General features: G+C 71.6%; 15 protein-coding genes. 5 read left to right on the top strand and 10 right to left on the bottom strand.

Features of this window, described 5'->3' with window-relative positions; translation table 11 throughout:
* Nucleotides 1–25: 25 nt before the first annotated feature.
* Nucleotides 26–202: a hypothetical protein gene (locus tag AB0L65_RS29895; RefSeq protein WP_364251678.1), complete on the bottom strand. Its 177-nt coding sequence runs from the start codon at nt 200–202 to the stop codon at nt 26–28.
* 215 nt (nt 203–417) lie between these two features.
* Here AB0L65_RS29895 and AB0L65_RS29890 point away from each other — a divergent pair, with 215 nt between their 5' ends.
* The 3 genes from AB0L65_RS29890 to AB0L65_RS29880 all read left to right on the top strand — a co-directional run bounded on the left by AB0L65_RS29890 (nt 418) and on the right by AB0L65_RS29880 (nt 3,854).
* A complete protein-coding gene (locus AB0L65_RS29890; protein WP_364251675.1) occupies nt 418–885 on the top strand; it encodes an ATP-binding protein in 468 nt (155 codons plus the stop codon).
* A 119-nt stretch (nt 886–1,004) separates the two neighbouring features.
* The gene (locus AB0L65_RS29885) at nt 1,005–2,354 is read left to right on the top strand and encodes a hypothetical protein (protein ID WP_364251672.1); all 1,350 of its coding nucleotides are present in this window, start codon (nt 1,005–1,007) and stop codon (nt 2,352–2,354) included.
* Nucleotides 2,355–2,432: 78 nt separating this feature from the next.
* Nucleotides 2,433–3,854, top strand: coding sequence for a WGR domain-containing protein (locus AB0L65_RS29880; protein ID WP_364251669.1), 1,422 nt, complete (start codon nt 2,433–2,435; stop codon nt 3,852–3,854).
* Between the two features lie 3 nt (nt 3,855–3,857).
* Here the strand turns inward: AB0L65_RS29880 and AB0L65_RS29875 are convergent, their stop codons facing one another.
* A complete protein-coding gene (locus tag AB0L65_RS29875) occupies nt 3,858–5,225 on the bottom strand; it encodes an MFS transporter (protein ID WP_364251666.1) in 1,368 nt (455 codons plus the stop codon).
* An 82-nt stretch (nt 5,226–5,307) separates the two neighbouring features.
* On the opposite strand from AB0L65_RS29875, the gene AB0L65_RS29870 reads away from it, so the two are divergent.
* Together AB0L65_RS29870 and AB0L65_RS29865 are read left to right on the top strand one after the other, a co-directional pair.
* Nucleotides 5,308–6,291, top strand: coding sequence for an AsnC family transcriptional regulator (locus AB0L65_RS29870; protein ID WP_364251663.1), 984 nt, complete (start codon nt 5,308–5,310; stop codon nt 6,289–6,291).
* Nucleotides 6,292–6,306: 15 nt separating this feature from the next.
* Complete coding sequence (locus tag AB0L65_RS29865) at nt 6,307–8,460, top strand: polysaccharide lyase 8 family protein (RefSeq protein ID WP_364251660.1); 2,154 nt, start codon at nt 6,307–6,309, stop codon at nt 8,458–8,460.
* Nucleotides 8,461–8,588: 128 nt separating this feature from the next.
* Here AB0L65_RS29865 and AB0L65_RS29860 read toward each other — a convergent pair whose 3' ends face one another.
* The 8 genes from AB0L65_RS29860 to AB0L65_RS29825 form a co-directional block, all read right to left on the bottom strand.
* Nucleotides 8,589–9,407, bottom strand: coding sequence for a patatin-like phospholipase family protein (locus AB0L65_RS29860; RefSeq protein WP_364251657.1), 819 nt, complete (start codon nt 9,405–9,407; stop codon nt 8,589–8,591).
* Between the two features lie 64 nt (nt 9,408–9,471).
* Nucleotides 9,472–10,281 (bottom strand): alpha/beta hydrolase, encoded by an 810-nt coding sequence (locus AB0L65_RS29855; protein WP_364251653.1) that lies wholly within the window; start codon nt 10,279–10,281, stop codon nt 9,472–9,474.
* Nucleotides 10,282–10,335: 54 nt separating this feature from the next.
* Nucleotides 10,336–11,493, bottom strand: coding sequence for a hypothetical protein (locus AB0L65_RS29850; RefSeq protein WP_364251650.1), 1,158 nt, complete (start codon nt 11,491–11,493; stop codon nt 10,336–10,338).
* Entirely contained in the window at nt 11,490–12,008 is a 519-nt protein-coding gene (locus AB0L65_RS29845) for a sigma-70 family RNA polymerase sigma factor (protein WP_364251647.1), read from the bottom strand. The genes AB0L65_RS29850 and AB0L65_RS29845 overlap by 4 nt, the downstream gene beginning before the upstream one ends.
* Before the next feature lie 3 nt (nt 12,009–12,011).
* Nucleotides 12,012–13,010: a DUF418 domain-containing protein gene (locus AB0L65_RS29840; RefSeq protein ID WP_364251644.1), complete on the bottom strand. Its 999-nt coding sequence runs from the start codon at nt 13,008–13,010 to the stop codon at nt 12,012–12,014.
* Between the two features lie 105 nt (nt 13,011–13,115).
* On the bottom strand, nt 13,116–13,820 hold the full coding sequence (locus tag AB0L65_RS29835; RefSeq protein WP_364251641.1) for a DUF4097 family beta strand repeat-containing protein: 705 nt from the start codon (nt 13,818–13,820) through the stop codon (nt 13,116–13,118).
* 89 nt (nt 13,821–13,909) lie between these two features.
* Nucleotides 13,910–14,809 (bottom strand): cation diffusion facilitator family transporter, encoded by a 900-nt coding sequence (locus AB0L65_RS29830; protein WP_364251638.1) that lies wholly within the window; start codon nt 14,807–14,809, stop codon nt 13,910–13,912.
* A complete protein-coding gene (locus tag AB0L65_RS29825) occupies nt 14,809–15,195 on the bottom strand; it encodes a metalloregulator ArsR/SmtB family transcription factor (RefSeq protein WP_364251635.1) in 387 nt (128 codons plus the stop codon). Before AB0L65_RS29825 ends, AB0L65_RS29830 begins: the two co-directional genes overlap by 1 nt.
* Nucleotides 15,196–15,475: the final 280 nt, after the last annotated feature.

Genomic DNA, 15,475 nt, shown 5'->3' with positions numbered 1-15,475 from the left:
GAACAGGGCCCTCAGGAGCCAGTGGTCATGGCCGGACCCACAGGATGTCCTTCAACTCCTTGCCCGCCCGCGACAGCGCCTGCTCCAGCGCTTGCATCCCCGCGGGCTTGGGCTTCGGCGGCGGCTCTCCACGCCGGCCCGGCCGCCGGGCGGCGGCGGGGGGCTGGGAGTCGATCTCGGGTGTGTTCTCGTCAGTGCTCATGGCAGGGCCCATACCCGGGCCCATACCCGTCGTTTCGGGCGGCGGCTAAAAAGAATTGCGATTTCTCACCGAAGATTCGACCCAAAAGGCCTCCCCGTGCGTACAGGTTTCGACGGCCATGTACGTCGACCCAAAGGCAGGCTCTCTTGTTGAGTGAAACGCGCATTCGCTGTCCCTCTGTCCCGGAAGCCCGGCAAACACAGGAAAGAGATGCCATGACCACGCTGCGATCAGCTCGTCGGAGCCGGATGCAGTACGTGTGGCCGCTGCGCGAGGACGTCCGGACGGTCGGCCACGCAAGGGCGATCATCCGCGAAGAATTGTCGGCACTCTCCCTTTGTTCGGATCTCGTTGACGACGCCGTCCTCATGGTGAGCGAATTGATCACCAATGCTCTGATGTACGGTGACGGCCCGTACGAACTGGCCCTGCACATCGACGCGAAAGAGATCATGTGCGTGGTCGTGGACAGCAGTTCGCTGCTGCCGGAGCCTGCCCCGCCGGACGAGCGGGCCGAGCACGGGCGGGGGCTGCGGATCATCGCCAGGCTCTCCGACGGGTTCTACGGCTGCCATCCCCAGCGCTACGTCACCCACCCCGATCTCGTGGGCAAGGCCACCTGGTTCGCGCTGCCGCGCAGCGGGGCGCCCGGCAACGTGGTGCCGATCAGGGCCGGGACCTAAACCTCCGATTTGAGTCAGGAAAAATCGGGACTTTCCGACTAAATCCGGTTAATGTGTCAGCCGCAAGCCGGGGATGATCTTCGTTGCGTGACGGAGCCCCGGCAGTTCTGGAGGCTGAAATGTCAGGCTGGAACTTGCGGACCGGCGCGTCGACGGCAGCGCTCGCGCTCGTCACCACCACGCTCGCCACGACCGTGGCCACAGGTACCGCATCGGCGGACGCCGCCGTCTTCTACGTGGACTCCGTCAACGGCAACGACTCCGCCTCAGGCACCTCGGAGGCCACCGCGTGGAAGACCCTCACCAAGGCGACGGCGGCGAACCTGCCCGTAGGCGCCAAGCTGTTCTTGAAGCGCGGCAGCAGGTGGAAGGGGCAGCAACTCGCGATCACCGAGTCGGGCACGGCGGAAGCCCCGATCGTCGTGGACACCTACGGCACGAGCAGCGCCAGACCGATCGTCTCCGGGGACAACGAGGCGTGCGTGAGCCTGGACGGCGACCACATCGAGGTCTACAACCTCCAGGTGGGAGTGCCCCAGGACGACGGCCGCTGTTCGTGGGCCGGCGTGAAGGTGACGGGCAACGACAACGTCGTCGAGCGCAACTACATCACGGGCGCCGCGGCCGGGGTCTACATCGCGCCGAAGGCGCAGCGTAACGCGGTGACGGCCAACGATTTCATCGACAACAACTTCATGAGCAAGAACACCGAGGAGCCGGGCAACGACGACTCGGGCGCGTTCGCGATCCTCGTCCAGGGTGACAACTCCGACATCGGCTGGAACGAGTTCCGCGGCTCGATCGCGACCAGCTACGACTACGGGTTGGACGGCGCGGCCGTGGAGATCTTCCTCGGCTCCGACAACCGCATCCACCACAACATCTCGGTGGACAACGAGACCTTCACCGAGCTCGGTACCAGCCATGACGTCGACGAGAACGGCGACCCCGCGGACCCCGACGGCACCTCGGGCAACATCTTCGAGTACAACGTGATCACCGGCCCCAAGACCGGCGCGGCCCTCGTCACCCGCGGCCCGCAGGAGCCCGGGGAGGACCCCGACCCGAACGGACCCGTGTTCGGCACCGTGTTCCGCAACAACTCCGTGTACCTGCCCCAGGCGGGCTCCCAGGGCGTCGTCTGCGACGCCGGCTGCACCAACGCCCACCTGTCGATGTCGCAGAACATCATCCAGGTCACGGCCAAGACCGCCTACGGCCCGAACGTCACCGACAGCCACCACAACGTGTTCTTCGGCGCCTCGCAGCACCAGATGGGCGGCCACGACAACATCACGGCCGACCCGCGCTTCAACCTGTCGAACACCGCCAACCCGCTGAGCCTGCGTGCCGGGAGCCCGGCCATCGACTTCGGGATCACCAAGTTCAGCGACAGCGACGTGACGGGCCGGGCCATCGACGGCAGTGACGGCGCGGTCGACGCCGGAGCGTACGAGTACGACAAGTAAGTCCCTGCGATTTGTCGCCACCGTCCTCTACTCTCCGGGGCAAGTGATCAAGCCCGGCAAATCAGGAGAAGTACGGACATGACCTACCTGGAGCTGTCAGAGGACGGCGGCGGATCGCACAAGTTCTACGACGTGACCGTGGCGGGCACCCGCGTCACGATCACCTACGGACGCATCGGCGAGAGCGGCCAGACCAAGGTCACCGACTTCCCCACCGCGGCCAAGGCCCAGGCCGCGGCCGCCAAGAAGATCGGCGAGAAGACCCGCAAGGGGTACGCCGCGGCGGTCCGCGGGGTGCGCCAGCGCCGGGCCGTCACCCACCGGGCCATCCCCAGCACGCGGTCGACCGCCCAGCAGGCGCCGGTCCTGTGGCGCTTCGACAGCGGGGCCTCGGCGTTCGGCATTTTCGTGGACGACGAGCGCTGCTGGGTCGGCAACCAGCACGGCGACGTCTACACCGTCACCCACTCCGGCACCGTGACCGGCCGCTTCAAGCTGCCGGACGGCGTCAAGTGCATCGTGGCCGACGACTTCTGGATCTACGCGGGCTGCGACGACGGCCGCGTGTACGACCTGAGCGGCAAGGTCCCGAGGTCCGCGTACGAGATCGCCACCGACGTGGACATCTACTGGCTCGACATCCACGACGGCGTGCTCGGCGTCTCCGACCGCGCCGGCGGGGTCACCACGATCGACTACGAGGACGAGTTCCAGTGGTCGCGCGGCGTCGCCGGCGACTCGGCCTGGATGGTCAGGTGCGACGAGGACTCGGTCTACCACGGGCACTCCAAGGGCGTGGCCCGCTACGACGTCCAGGACGGCACGCCCGTCTGGCAGACCGCTCTCGGCGAGCAGGTGCTGTTCGGCTGGCAGGAGGCGCACTCCGTCTACGCCGGCACCGCCCGCGGCTCCGTGGGCCGCGTGATCCGCCTGGCCAAGGGCGACGGCCGGATCGAGGCCGCCTACCAGTGCGACGGCGCCGTCTACTCCTGCGCCACCTCGCCGGGCGGCCGCCACGTCTTCGCCGGTGACGACCGCTCGTCGGTCTACTGCTTCGACGCCTCCGGCGAGCGGCTGTGGAAGCTCGGCACCGGCTGCGGCTCCGCGTTCTCCATGCAGTTCCTGGACGACCGCCTCTACATCGTCACCACCGACGGCTCGCTGGCCTGCATCGACGCCAGTGAGGCGGCCATCGCCGCGGCCCGCACGGGCACCGTGCCGCAGCCGCTCGACGTCAAGGCGGCCGCGTCGCTGCAGGTGGTGGAGCCGTCGGTGACGCTGGAGACCACCACCGACGCGGGCGACGGCGTGGTGGTGGAGTGCTTCAAGGAGGGCGAGCGGCTGCGGGTCCGCGTCGTCAGCCCCGGCTTCGAGACGTGGAACGTGCAGTTCCCCAAGGACATCCGGGAGGCCGGAGCCCGCTACCTCGTCGACGGCGTGCGCTCCGCCGGCCGGGGCGGCTTCTACCGCGCGTACGGGGACATCCGCCGGCTGCTCTGACGCTCACGCGGCTCTCGCGGGACGGACGGTCGCCAGGACCAGGAGCCCCGCCGCCAGACCGGTGACGGCGCTCGCCCGGTAGACGTCGTCGAGCGCGGCGTACGGGGCCAGGCCGTCCTGGTACAGGATGCCGAACACGGCGACGCCGAGCGCGTACCCGAGCTGCCTGAGCGTGTTGACGGTGCCCGCGGCCATGCCCGCGCGGTGTTGCGGGGCGTACGACATGGCGGCCGAGCTCAGCGACGGGATGGACAGCCCCACGCCCACCCCCGTCACGATCAGGCCGGGCACCAGCGCGGTCCACGACGAGTCGGCGTCGAGCGTGCCCTGGAGGAAGGCGCCCGCGCCGATCAGCAGCAGCCCCCCGCCGATCGCCGCCCTCGGGGACAGCCCGGGGAGGAACCGGGCGGCGGCGACCGAGGTCACCAGGGAGGCGAGGGCCATCGGCGACAGCGCCAGCCCCGCCATCACGGGGCCGAGCCGGAGGTCCTGCTGCAGCCAGAGCGAGGTGAACGCGAGGCAGGCGAACGCGGCGGGCACCAGCAGCATGGCCCCGGTCATGATGCCGCTGAACGACCGGTTCGCGAAGAGCCTGAGGTCCAGCATGGGGTGGTCGCCGCGCGTCTCGATGACGCCGAACACCGCGAGCGCCACCGCCGCCGCGGCCAGCGGCACGAGCGTCCGCGCCGACGTCCAGCCGTGCTGCCCGACCTCGATGAGCCCGTACGTGAGCGCGCCCGCCGCCACCGTGAACGTCACCATGCCCGCCCAGTCGAGCCGCCCCTTGCCCGGCCGGCGCGACTCCTCGACCGTGCGCAGGGTCAGCCAGACGGCACCCAGGCTGATGGGCAGGTTCACCAGGAAGATGGCCCGCCAGTGCAGGTGCTCGGTGAGCAGGCCGCCCAGCACGGGGGCGACGGCCGCGGCGGCCCCGCTGACGCCGCCCCACACGCCGAACGCGATGCCGCGCTGCCTGCCGTGATAGGTGGCGCTGACCAGGGCCAGGGTCGTGGCCATCATGGCGGCCCCGCCCGCGCCCTGGACCACGCGGGCGGCCAGCAGCACGCCGCCGCTGGGCGCCAGCCCGCAGGCCAGCGAGGCCAGCGCGAACACGATCAGCGCCCACAGATAGACCTTGCGCTGTCCCGCGTGATCGGCGAAGGAACCGGCGGCGAGCAGCAGGGCGGCCAGGGCCAGCGCGTAGCCGTCCAGCAACCACTGGGTGCCGGTGAAGGACATGTGAAGGTCGTCGATGATGTCGGGGAGCGCGACCATCACGATGGTCACGTCGACGAGGAGCATGAAAGCGCCGGTGCACGCGGCCACCAACGGCCACCAGCCGGTCCTCGTCGCTGTGGAGGTCTGGGTCATGGGGGATAAGATCGGGCCCGCATGGGGATATTCGCCAGCAGAAGCAGCACTTCTGGCGCTTTTCCCCACGAGCTAGCCTGTGATGGTGAAAAACATCGCGCTGGACGAGCTGGACCGAGGGCTCCTGCACGCGCTGCAGGTGGACGGGCGGGCCGCGTTCAGCCGCATCGGCGAGGTCCTCGGGGTGTCCGACCAGCGGGTGGCCCGCCGCTACCGGCGGCTGCGCGCCAGCGGCACCGTACGGGTGGTCGGCGCCGTGGACGGGCGGCGGCTCGGCTTCGAGTCGTGGTCCATCCGGTTGCGGTGCACCCCCGACGCGGCGGTCTCGATCGCCGAGGCGCTCGCGCGGCGCTCCGACACGTTCTGGGTGAATCTCCTGTCCGGAGGCACCGAGATCTCCTGCACCACGATCCAGCGCACGGCCAAGGAGCGCCAGTCGCTGCTGCTGGGCAGGCTCGCCAAGACCGACCGCGTGCTGTCGGTCACGGCGCACCGGACCCTGCACAGGTTCGTCGGCGGGCGGGTCGGCTGGGCCGGGCTGACCGCGCTCTCCCCCGAGCAGGCGGCGGGCATCGAGGAGGGACGGGCGTTCGCCCGCCATGCCGAGGACGAGGAGATCACGCTGGGCCCCGGTGACGACGCCCTGCTGGAGGCGCTGTCGCGGGACGGCCGGGCGCCCTACGCGGACCTGGCCGCGGCGACGGGCTGGTCCGAGTCGACGGTCCGGCGCCGGGTGGAGCAGCTCTACGGGACGGGGGCGCTCTTCTTCCACCTCGACGTGATGCCCGTGCTGCTGGGCCACCGGGTGGAGGCGCAGCTGTGGATGTCGGTGCCGCCGGCCGAGCTGGACGCCACCGGGCGGGCGCTGACCTGGCACCCGGAGGTCGCGTACGTCGGCGCGACGACGGGCCCCGCCAACCTGATGGCCAACGTCGTGTGCCGCGACGACGCGGCGTTCTACCGCTATCTGACCGAGAGCCTGGGCGCGCTGCCCGCGATCGGGCGCATCGAGACCGCGCCGATCATCAGGACCGTGAAGCGGTTCGGGGCCGTGCTCCCGCTCTGACCCGATAATCGAGGCGTGCACCGGCCAACCAGGCGCTCGTTCCTCCGGCTCGGCGGCGTGACCGCGGCCGGGCTGCTCGGCGCGCTGGTGCCCGCCGACCCCGCGCACACCCCGGACGACTCCTTCCTGCGCTTACGCCGCCGCTGGCTGGAGGTCATGGTGGGCGGCGGGTACGATCCGGCCGCAGAGCCGTACCGGACCTGGTTGGACAGGCTGGGCAGGACGGCCGCCCGCCACCGCGACACCATGGCGCCCGGCCGCGGCTCGCTCTGGCCCGACCAGGCGTTCCCCTCCTTCGTTGCCACACCGCGGCGGCTGCGGGCCATGGCGCAGGCGTACGCGCTGGAGGGCACCGGCCTGACCGGCGACGCGGGACTGGCGGCGGCGGTCGCGGAAGGGGTGGACCACTACCGGCGCAGCGTGTACGCCGACGGCGCCGAGGCGACCGGCAACTGGTGGCACTGGCAGATCGGCGTGCCGAAGGCGCTGCTCGACGCGGCGGTGCTCGTCGGCCTGCCCGAGCCGCAGAGCGCGCGGCTGCGGGACGCGGTCGACCACTTCGTGCCGGAACGCCGGCTCGGCCGGTACAGGGGCAACAGCACCGCGGCCAACCGCGTGGACCTGTGCCTGGTGATGCTGCTGCGGGCCATGCTTGACGCCGACTACGGCAAGGCGGCGCTGGCGGCGTCCGCGCTCGCGCCGGTGTTCCGCCTCGTCGGCGAGGGCGACGGGTTCTACCGGGACGGGTCGTTCATCCAGCACACGCACGTGCCCTACCAGGGGGCCTATGGGGTGACGCTCCTGTCGGGGCTGGCGACGATGTTCGCGGTGCTGCGGGGCACGCCGTGGGAGGTCTCCGACCAGAACGTGTTCGACATGGTCGAGCGGTCGTTCGCACCCTTCGTCCGCGACGGCGCCTGCATGGATCTGGTCCGCGGCAGGGGAGTCGCCAGGAAGCCGTTCGGCGACCACGAGCGCGGGCGGGAGATCGCCGCCGCGGTCCTGCTGCTGGGGGAGGGCGCCCCGGCCGCCGAGCGGGCGCGCTGGCACGCCATGGTCAAGGGCTGGGCGGTACGCGACACGTACCGGCCGATGCTGGAGCACCCCGAGCCCGCCTTCCACGCCCGGCTGGCCGCGGTCGTGGACGACGCCTCCGTGCCCGCGGCGCAGGAGCCGGTCGGGCACCGGCTGCTGCCGATGAGCGCCCGGGCCGTGCACCGCAGGCCGGGCTGGTGCGCGGCGCTCAGCATGGCCTCCTCCAGGATCGGCCACTACGAGCACGGCAACGGCGAGAACCTGCGCGGCTGGCACACCGGCTCGGGGATGCTCTATTGGTGGGCGGAGGGCCACGGCGACCAGTACTCGGACGACTTCTGGCCCACCGTGGACCCCTACCGGCTGCCCGGGACGACCGTCTCCACCAAGAGACTGCCCGACGGCGCGGGCGGCGACTGGGGTGACACCTGCCCGCCGGGCCGGTGGGTGGGCGGGGCCACGGACGGCACGTACGCCACCGTCGGCCAGCACCTGAACGGCCTGGAGAGCACGATGGAGGCGTTCAGGTCGTGGTTCTTCCTCGACGACGCGATCGTGTGCCTGGGCGCGGGCATCACCGCGGAGGACGGCGTGCCCGTCGAGACGGTCGTGGACAACCGCAGGACCGGCGCCGCGCTGACAGTGCGGGAGGGCTGGGCCCACCTCGAAGGGCACGGCGGCTACGTCGTGCGCGGGCCCCTGCGCACGCTGCGCGAGCGCCGCGCCGGCGGCGGCGTGACCCGCGACTACGTGACGCTCTGGCTCGACCACGGCGTCGATCCGCGCTCGGCCGGATACGTCTACCTGCTCATGCCGGGCGCCGGCCAGGAGGAGACCAGCGCGCGGGCGGCCGACCCCGACTGGGTGCGCGTGCTCGCCAACACCGACCGCCTGCAGGCCGTCCACGTGCCCTCGCTGGGCCTCACCGCGGCGAACTTCTGGGACGCCGGGACCGCGGGCGGCCTGACCGCCTCGGCCCCGTGCGCGGTGCTGGTGCGCGGGGACGCGCTGACCGTGTCGGACCCCCGGTGCGACCTCGACGAGCTGACCGTCACGTGGGCGGGGGAGACGTTCACCTTCGACGGCCTGGGAGGCCGGGAGGGCGCCTCCACGACCGTGCGTCGCTCAGGCTAAAGGCCCAGCTCACGCATGACGAAGGCCAGCCAGTCCGTCTGCTGGGCGACGACCGTGCTCCAGTTCGTGCCGCCGTGCCCGGCGTCCGCCCAGACGCGCAGCAGGACCGGGCGGGAGGTTCAAGCCGTTCACTCCCAGAGCGCCGCCACCTGGGCCACCGCGCCGCGGCCCTGGGTGTAACCGGCTCGGGCGCTGGGCGTGCGTACCTCCGGGTCGAGCGGGTCGATCCCGAAGGCGGCCAGCGAGTCGGCGTCCGGCCCGATCACCTCGACGCGGCCGTCGAGCGCGGCCCAGGACGGCTCGCCGACGTCGGGCATCGGGGCCAGCACCAGCACCCGGTCGAAGCCGGCCGCGAGGTCGGAGTTGGTGCTCGTACGCACGCCGCCGTCCATGTACCGGACCCCGTCGATCGTCACGCACGGCCACACGCCGGGCACCGCGCAGCTGGCCGCCACCGCGTCCACCAGCTCCACCCCCGACCCGGGATCGAACAGCCGGGTCTCGCCGCTGACCGCCTCGACCGCCACGATCACCAGGTCACGCCGCGGCCACTCGTGCACGGGCAGCCGGGCCTCGATCACCTCGCGCCGCCTGGCCTCGCTGACCGTGTCGGCGGCCAGCGCCAGCGCGCCGATCTTCCGCCGCTGCTCGACCGGGTCGGACGTGCTCTCGTAGACCTCCATGAGCTTCGCCCACATCTCCTCCACCCGCACCCCGCTGGGCAGTTCGAGCGTCTGGAGCGCGGGATCGACCTGCCGCTCGAACAGCTCGGAGAGCGGCCGGCCGCTGGTGACCTGGGCGGCGACCGCCGAGCCCGCCGACGTGCCGACGATGCGGTCGGCCCCTGTCACGTCCACACCGCCGTCGGCGAGCGCCGCCAGCACGCCCGTCGTCCACGCGATCCCGGCGACCCCGCCGCCACCCAGTACCAGTGCCCGCTTGCTCATCGGCCCTCCTCATAGGGGTTCTTCCACCCCAACGCCCGGGGCCCGCGGGCGTCTTCCGCCGATCTCAGCCGGCGAGCACCTTGCGCAGCACCGCGGCGAACTCCTCGGTCCTGCCGATGAATCCGCCGTGGTCGCCGGGGAACTCCGTCGGAGTCGTGCCCAGCAGCTCGGCCAGTGCCACGGAGGTCCGGTATGTGACCAGCCCGCCCGACTCGTCACCGATGCCCACCACGACCCGGGCCGGGGCGGCCTTCAGCGCGGCGACGTCGGGCACGTAGCGGGTGGTGCCGCGCAGCTCATGGGCGAAGAAGCGCGCGCTGTCGGCCAGCATCTGCTCCGTCGGCTCCCCGGGAGGGCCGGCCGGGGCGCCCTCGTCGCCCTCGTCGAACCCGGCGGTGGCCATGAACTTCGCGAAAGCCGCCCAGACGCCGTCCCGGTGGTAGGTCGCGATGATGTCCTCGGTCGCGGCGCGCTGGTCGGCGGCGTCGGGGAGCAGCTCCAGCGAGGGCGGCTCGTGCGCGACGAGCGTACGGACCCGGCCGGGGTGCCGGGCCACCAGCGCCAGGCCGGTCACCGCGCCGCCGCTGCTGCCGAACACGTCGGCGGTCTCGGCGCCCAGGGCGTCCAGGAGCAGGGCCAGGTCGTCGGCCCGCAGCTCGGGGGTGGAGTCCTGGGTGGGGTCGTCGAGCACGCTGCCCGAGATGCCCCGCGGGTCGTGGGTGACCACCGTGTAGTCGCCCGCCATCGCCTCGGCCAGCGGCGCGAAGTCGGCCGCGGCCATCGGCGACCCCGTGATCACCAGCACCGGGCCGGCGCCGCGGACCTCGTAGCTCAGGCGTCCACCCGGGATGGCGAGGGTGTGCGTGGTCGTCATGGAAACCTCCAGTCGTTTCACCGTCGTCGCTTTGACTCGCGTCGCCGGCGAAACTCATCGGCCGATGGCGGCCAGATTGATGACCAGGGTGCTCCGTTCCCTCTGGAGCCAGGCGATGCCGTCCTTCAGGTGAAGGGTGGTGGGCGTCGGGATCTGGAACAGCAGGCCGGTGCGTCCCGTGGCGAGATCGTGCATGCCGATCGCCTGTTTTCCGGAGGCCCCCTGGAGGAGCCGGACGAAGCGGCCCGAAGAGAGCTCCCCGTGGGCGCTCCCCGGCAGCTTCCGCAGGGCCGTGCCGTCGCGCCGCCATGCCTCGGAACCGTTGAAGCACCACGTCACCCCGCAGTCGGTCCACGACGTTCTTCCGGAGGGCGGGACCACATCCCTGCGTTCGCCGGTGAGCACGTTCTTCAGGTGCTCCACGGGACGCCGGCTGAAGTCGTCCGCCAGGTTGTCATTTCGCGGCGACCCGGCCCAGGGCCATTCGACCAGGCTGTAACCCTTCGTCCCGTCGATCAAGGTCGCCTTGCCGCCCTTCAGCGGGGCCCGGTGGACGCCACCGTCGTCGGGCGACCACACGACCATGCCGTCCGCGATGGCCATGCGGCGGATCCCCAGGACCATGTTGTCGCGGATGACCGTGGCGCGGTCCGAGAAGATCCGGCGGGGCACGCCACCCTTGACCGGTACCGTCCAGACCTCCTTCATGGGGCCGCGGATCGACGCCCACGCCAGGTGACCGTCGCCGAAGACCATCGGGCCGAACGGCGGGCTCCTCTTCTCGAGCTGCGCGATCCTGGTGAACGTCCGCTTGTCCAGGTCGTACGACCAGATCTCGTCAGGCCGGCGCTTGGGGTATCCCCGTCCTACCACGACCCGATCGCTGACGAACACGTCCGGCATGAACACCGCGCCGCCCGGTCCCTCGGCCGGGATCTCGTGCACGGCGCCCGGCCACACCTGCTCGACGGGGGGCGCCCACGTGTCGGGGGTCGGCCGGACCGCCGGAGCGGGTGACGTGACCGTACGGGTGACTACGACAGTGGTCGCCACCACGATCAGGATCGCGGCCGCCACCGCCAGCGGCGCCCACCACCTCGCGCCGGACGACCGCTCGCGCGGCGCGGGCAGCCGGCGGGGCCGCCCGTCGTCGCGCACGGCCTCGGCCTTGGCGGCCAGCGCGTCCCTGAGGCGTTCCTCGATGCCGGTCATGCCTTGCCTCCCAGTTCGCGCTGGAGCCGGTCCAGGGCCCTGGAGGCGGTGGACCGCACGGTGCTCTGCCTGACGCGCGTCGCCTTCGCGATCTCGGCGTCGGAAAGATCGAGGTAGTAACGCAGGACGAGGACCTCGCGCTGCCGCCTGGGCAGCCGGGCAAGCGCGTCGAGCATCTCCTCGCGCGACTCTCCCAGCAGCGCCGCCGTCTCCGCGGAGTCCACCGGCTCGCCCGGCCCGCCCAGCGGCGCCCGGGCGGCCACGCCGCGCCTGCGCAGGACCGAGCGGGAGGCGTTCAGGACGCAGACGCGGACGTAGGCCAGGGTGAGCTTCCCGGGGCGTTTGCCGTGCAACCTGGAGAAGACGTCCTGCACGACGTCCTCGGCGCTCTCCCGGTCGCCGACGAGCAGCACGGCCAGGCGCACCAGGGCGAGCCAGTGCTCGCGGTACAGACTCGCCAGCACCGCCTCGGCTTCGGGTGGCGCGGGCGCGCGAGCGACTGTCTCACCGTTCATGCCTTAGGAACGCGCACCGTCCCCGATCCGCTGCATCGCCGGGCGGCGCAGCCAGGTGGCCCAGCGCCAGAGCCACTCCATGGGGCCGTACCGGAAGTTGCGTAGCCAGAGGGTGGAGACCAGCCACTGGGCCGCGAGGATCGCGCCGGCGATCAGCAGCACCGTCGTCACCGGCCAGGTCTCCGGCGGGCTCGCCACGAACCGGGAGATCACCAGGACGAGGATCGTGGCGGACAGGTAGTTGGTCAGCGCCATCCGGCCCAGCGGGGCGAAGACGGCCTGCAGGACCGGCCGGAGCGGCGTCCTGAGCAGGACCAGCAGGCCGCACACGTACACGCCCGCCATCAGGAGCCCGCCGACGGCGAGCGATCCGTCCTGCGCGCGGGCCTGCAGCCACAGGGCGACCGCCGCGCCGGCCGCGAAGAGCACGGTCAGCGCCACGGGGGCGGAGCGCTCGATCCGGTCGATCACCCCGTACCGGGTCAGCGCGGACCCGGCCAGGAACAGCCCGGGGACCAGAGCGGTCCCGCCGCCGAAGGCCAGCGCCGCGGCGAGGAACGCGACGGCGAGGCCCGCCACGGCCCAGCGCGGCAGCCAGGTCGAGGGCAGGAGCACCACCAGGCCGACGACGGCGTAGATCGTCAGGATGTCGCCCCGCCAGAGCGCGAACATGTGCACCAGGCCCATCGCGAGCAGCACCAGGAGCCGGCGCAGCAGGAGCAGCCGCGGACTGGCGGTGCGCCCTGCCGCGGACTCCAGGAGCAGCGAGAAGCCGATGCCGAACAGCAGCGAGAAGATCGGGAAGAACCGCTGCTCGACCAGCAGCCCCATCCACATCGTGCCAGGGGTCTGCGCCGCGTGCTGGACGGGGACGAGGGCGTCGCCGACGTGGGAGATCGGCTGGACGTTGGCCAGGAGGATCCCGCAGAGCGCGAAGCCGCGTATGACGTCGAGCGCGGTGATCCGCGCCCTTCTTCGGGAATCGGGAGTTTCGGGTGGCATGACGCCTCATCCTGCGGGCCTCATGCCGGTGGCGGCTTCGGCCGGAAGCAGGGTTCGCGACAGTACTTTCGGCCGGACCTGTGCCCTCAGGTGGTTCAGGGGGGTTCAGGGGGTGGCGACCTCCAGGTCGCCGGAGTCGCTGGAAAGCTCGATCGTACGCGGCGCCGAGGCGTCGGTGGCCGCCGTGACGTCCTTGCTGCCGGAGTCGGTCTTGGCGATCACGTTGTACGGCCCCTGCGGCACGCGAACCGTGATCGAGCCCGAGTCCGAGGAGCTCACGACCTTGTCCGGCTGCGCGGTGAAGACGAGCTCGACGTCCCCCGAGTCGGTCTCCGTGACGACCCGCTTGCCCGACAACCCGCCGGCCTCGATCACCCCGGAGTCGCTGTGAACGTCCACCTCGCCGGACAGGTCCTTCAGCGTCAGGTCCCCGGAGTCGGAGTCGATCTTGACGCGGAGCCCCTTGGGGATCTCCACCTTGTAGTCCACGTCGCAGGCCACAGCCCCGTTCCCCAGCCCCCAGCTGCGGGGGCACTTGTACGTCAGGGCGAGCGTGTCGCCCTCCACGCCGTGGCTGGTCTCCGGCTTGTTCTTGCGCCAGACGAGATGCTCGGTCACGCGGATGCCCTGGCGGTCCGACTCCACCACCTCGACGGTGCCGGAGTCGGACCCGATCCTGATGCCGGCCACCTTGTCGGTGACGTCGTAGGACTTGGTGTCCTCATCGAGGGGGCCGGCGAGGCCGCACCCGGTCAACACCGCCGCGACCCCCAGCAGCCCTGCGATCATGCCCGCTCTCTTCATGCCCATGACGCTCAAGTGTGGTTCACCGGGCCCTGCCCGGGCGTCGGGGAGTTCCCTGAGACGTCCCTGAAGAGTCCCTCAGGGGCGGGGGGCGGTCACCAGCCGAGTTCGTCGCAGCCGGTGTGGTCGGCGGGCTCCACCTGAAGGGTCGCGTGCGCCACGCCGTGGCGGCGGAGCAGCAGGTCGCGGGCCTTGTCCAGGATGGCGTGGTGGTCCTTCGGGTCGACGGTGACCAGGTGGGCGGTGGCGACGTTCATGCCGGAGGTGAGGGTCCACAGGTGCAGGTCGTGCACGTCGCGTACGCCTTCGAGCGCCGCCAGGTCGGCCGCCACCGCGGCCGCGTCCATGCCCTCGGGCACGTGCTGCCCCAGCACCGCGAAGACCTGCCGGCCGAGGGAGATCGCGCGCAGGGCGACGAAGACGCCGATGGCGAGGGCGACGACGGTGTCCCAGAACGTCTGACCGGTGGCCGTGATCAGCCAGCCCGCCACGATGACGCCGACGGACCCGGCCGTGTCGGCCACGACCTCCAGGTAGGCGCCCTTGACGTTGAGGCTCTCGGCGGCCCCGGCACGCAGCAGCAACAGGGCGATGAGGTTGACGACCAGGCCGATGCCGCCGACGACGAGCATCGGCCCGGAGGAGACCTCCGCGGGTCTGCCGATCCGCCCGATGGCCTCCATGACCACGTACAGTGCGACGCCGAGCATCATGACCACGGCCAGCAGGGACGCGAACACCTCGGCCCGGTAGGAGCCGTAGCTGCGCCTTCCCGTGGCGTCCGGCCGGGTGGCGATGCGGGTGGCCACCAGGGCGGCGCCCAGGGTGACGACGTCGGCGGCCATGTGCCCGGCGTCCGACATCAGCGCCAGCGAGCCGGAGATCAGGCCGTAGACCAGCTCGACCACGAAGAACGCGCCGATCAGGACGAAGGAGACCGCCAGCCGCCACCGGTGCTGGGCACCGGCGTGCCCGTGTCCGTGACCGGCGCCCATCAGTCGGCCCCGTCCCGTTCGGGGTGGATGGCCTCGGTGTGCTCGGTGTGGGCGAGCCCGAGGTCGAGCAGCATGCGTACGTGCGGGTCGTCCAGCCGGTAGTACGCCATCCGCCCGGCGCGCCGGGCGACGACGATGCGGTGGGCGCGCAGCAGCCGCAGGGCATGGGAGACCGCGGACTCGCTCTGGCCGGTCACCGCCGCGAGGTCGCACACGCACAGCTCTCCGTCCAGCAGCGCCACGAGCAGCCGCAGCCGGTTCGGATCGGACAGCAGGCCGAAGACGTCGGCGGTGTCGGCCAGATCGTCGGCCGCCGGCATCCGCTCGCACACGGCGGCGACCCGGTCGGGGTCGACGACCCGGACCGCGCAGCCGTCCGGGGACAAGACTACTCGCTCACTTGAAGAGCTATTCATATAAACAACAATAGCCCGCTAAGCGATCCCACCGTCAGTTTTCTCCGCGCGTCCTCTTTCAAACCCGACCGCCGCGTTGAAGGGGCACCGGCCCGGCTTCCTCCTCCGGCCGGGCCTCCTGCTCCGGCCGGGTTGGAGCCTGCGGTGGTCAGGCCCGGCTTGAACAGGCCGGGCCTCGAGACGTTCGCGAAGACCTTCAGACCTCAATGAAAGAGCAGGCGCACTTCTGGCGGCATCCGGCGGTGCCGGG

The sequence above is a fragment of the Nonomuraea sp. NPDC052116 genome (genome assembly GCF_040680035.1).
In the GTDB taxonomy this organism is placed as follows: Bacteria; Actinomycetota; Actinomycetes; order Streptosporangiales; family Streptosporangiaceae; genus Nonomuraea; species Nonomuraea angiospora_A.
This window is presented reverse-complemented; position numbering and strand designations above follow the sequence as displayed.

Coding starts and splice junctions, on each gene's coding strand:
- AB0L65_RS29855 (WP_364251653.1), bottom strand. CDS start 10,281: ATGACGACCACGCACACCCTCGCCATCCCGGGTGGACGCCTGAGCTAC.
- AB0L65_RS29885 (WP_364251672.1), top strand. CDS start 1,005: ATGTCAGGCTGGAACTTGCGGACCGGCGCGTCGACGGCAGCGCTCGCG.
- AB0L65_RS29870 (WP_364251663.1), top strand. CDS start 5,308: ATGGTGAAAAACATCGCGCTGGACGAGCTGGACCGAGGGCTCCTGCAC.
- AB0L65_RS29890 (WP_364251675.1), top strand. CDS start 418: ATGACCACGCTGCGATCAGCTCGTCGGAGCCGGATGCAGTACGTGTGG.
- AB0L65_RS29830 (WP_364251638.1), bottom strand. CDS start 14,809: ATGGGCGCCGGTCACGGACACGGGCACGCCGGTGCCCAGCACCGGTGG.
- AB0L65_RS29840 (WP_364251644.1), bottom strand. CDS start 13,010: ATGCCACCCGAAACTCCCGATTCCCGAAGAAGGGCGCGGATCACCGCG.
- AB0L65_RS29880 (WP_364251669.1), top strand. CDS start 2,433: ATGACCTACCTGGAGCTGTCAGAGGACGGCGGCGGATCGCACAAGTTC.
- AB0L65_RS29895 (WP_364251678.1), bottom strand. CDS start 202: ATGAGCACTGACGAGAACACACCCGAGATCGACTCCCAGCCCCCCGCC.
- AB0L65_RS29835 (WP_364251641.1), bottom strand. CDS start 13,820: ATGGGCATGAAGAGAGCGGGCATGATCGCAGGGCTGCTGGGGGTCGCG.
- AB0L65_RS29845 (WP_364251647.1), bottom strand. CDS start 12,008: ATGAACGGTGAGACAGTCGCTCGCGCGCCCGCGCCACCCGAAGCCGAG.
- AB0L65_RS29850 (WP_364251650.1), bottom strand. CDS start 11,493: ATGACCGGCATCGAGGAACGCCTCAGGGACGCGCTGGCCGCCAAGGCC.
- AB0L65_RS29860 (WP_364251657.1), bottom strand. CDS start 9,407: ATGAGCAAGCGGGCACTGGTACTGGGTGGCGGCGGGGTCGCCGGGATC.
- AB0L65_RS29875 (WP_364251666.1), bottom strand. CDS start 5,225: ATGACCCAGACCTCCACAGCGACGAGGACCGGCTGGTGGCCGTTGGTG.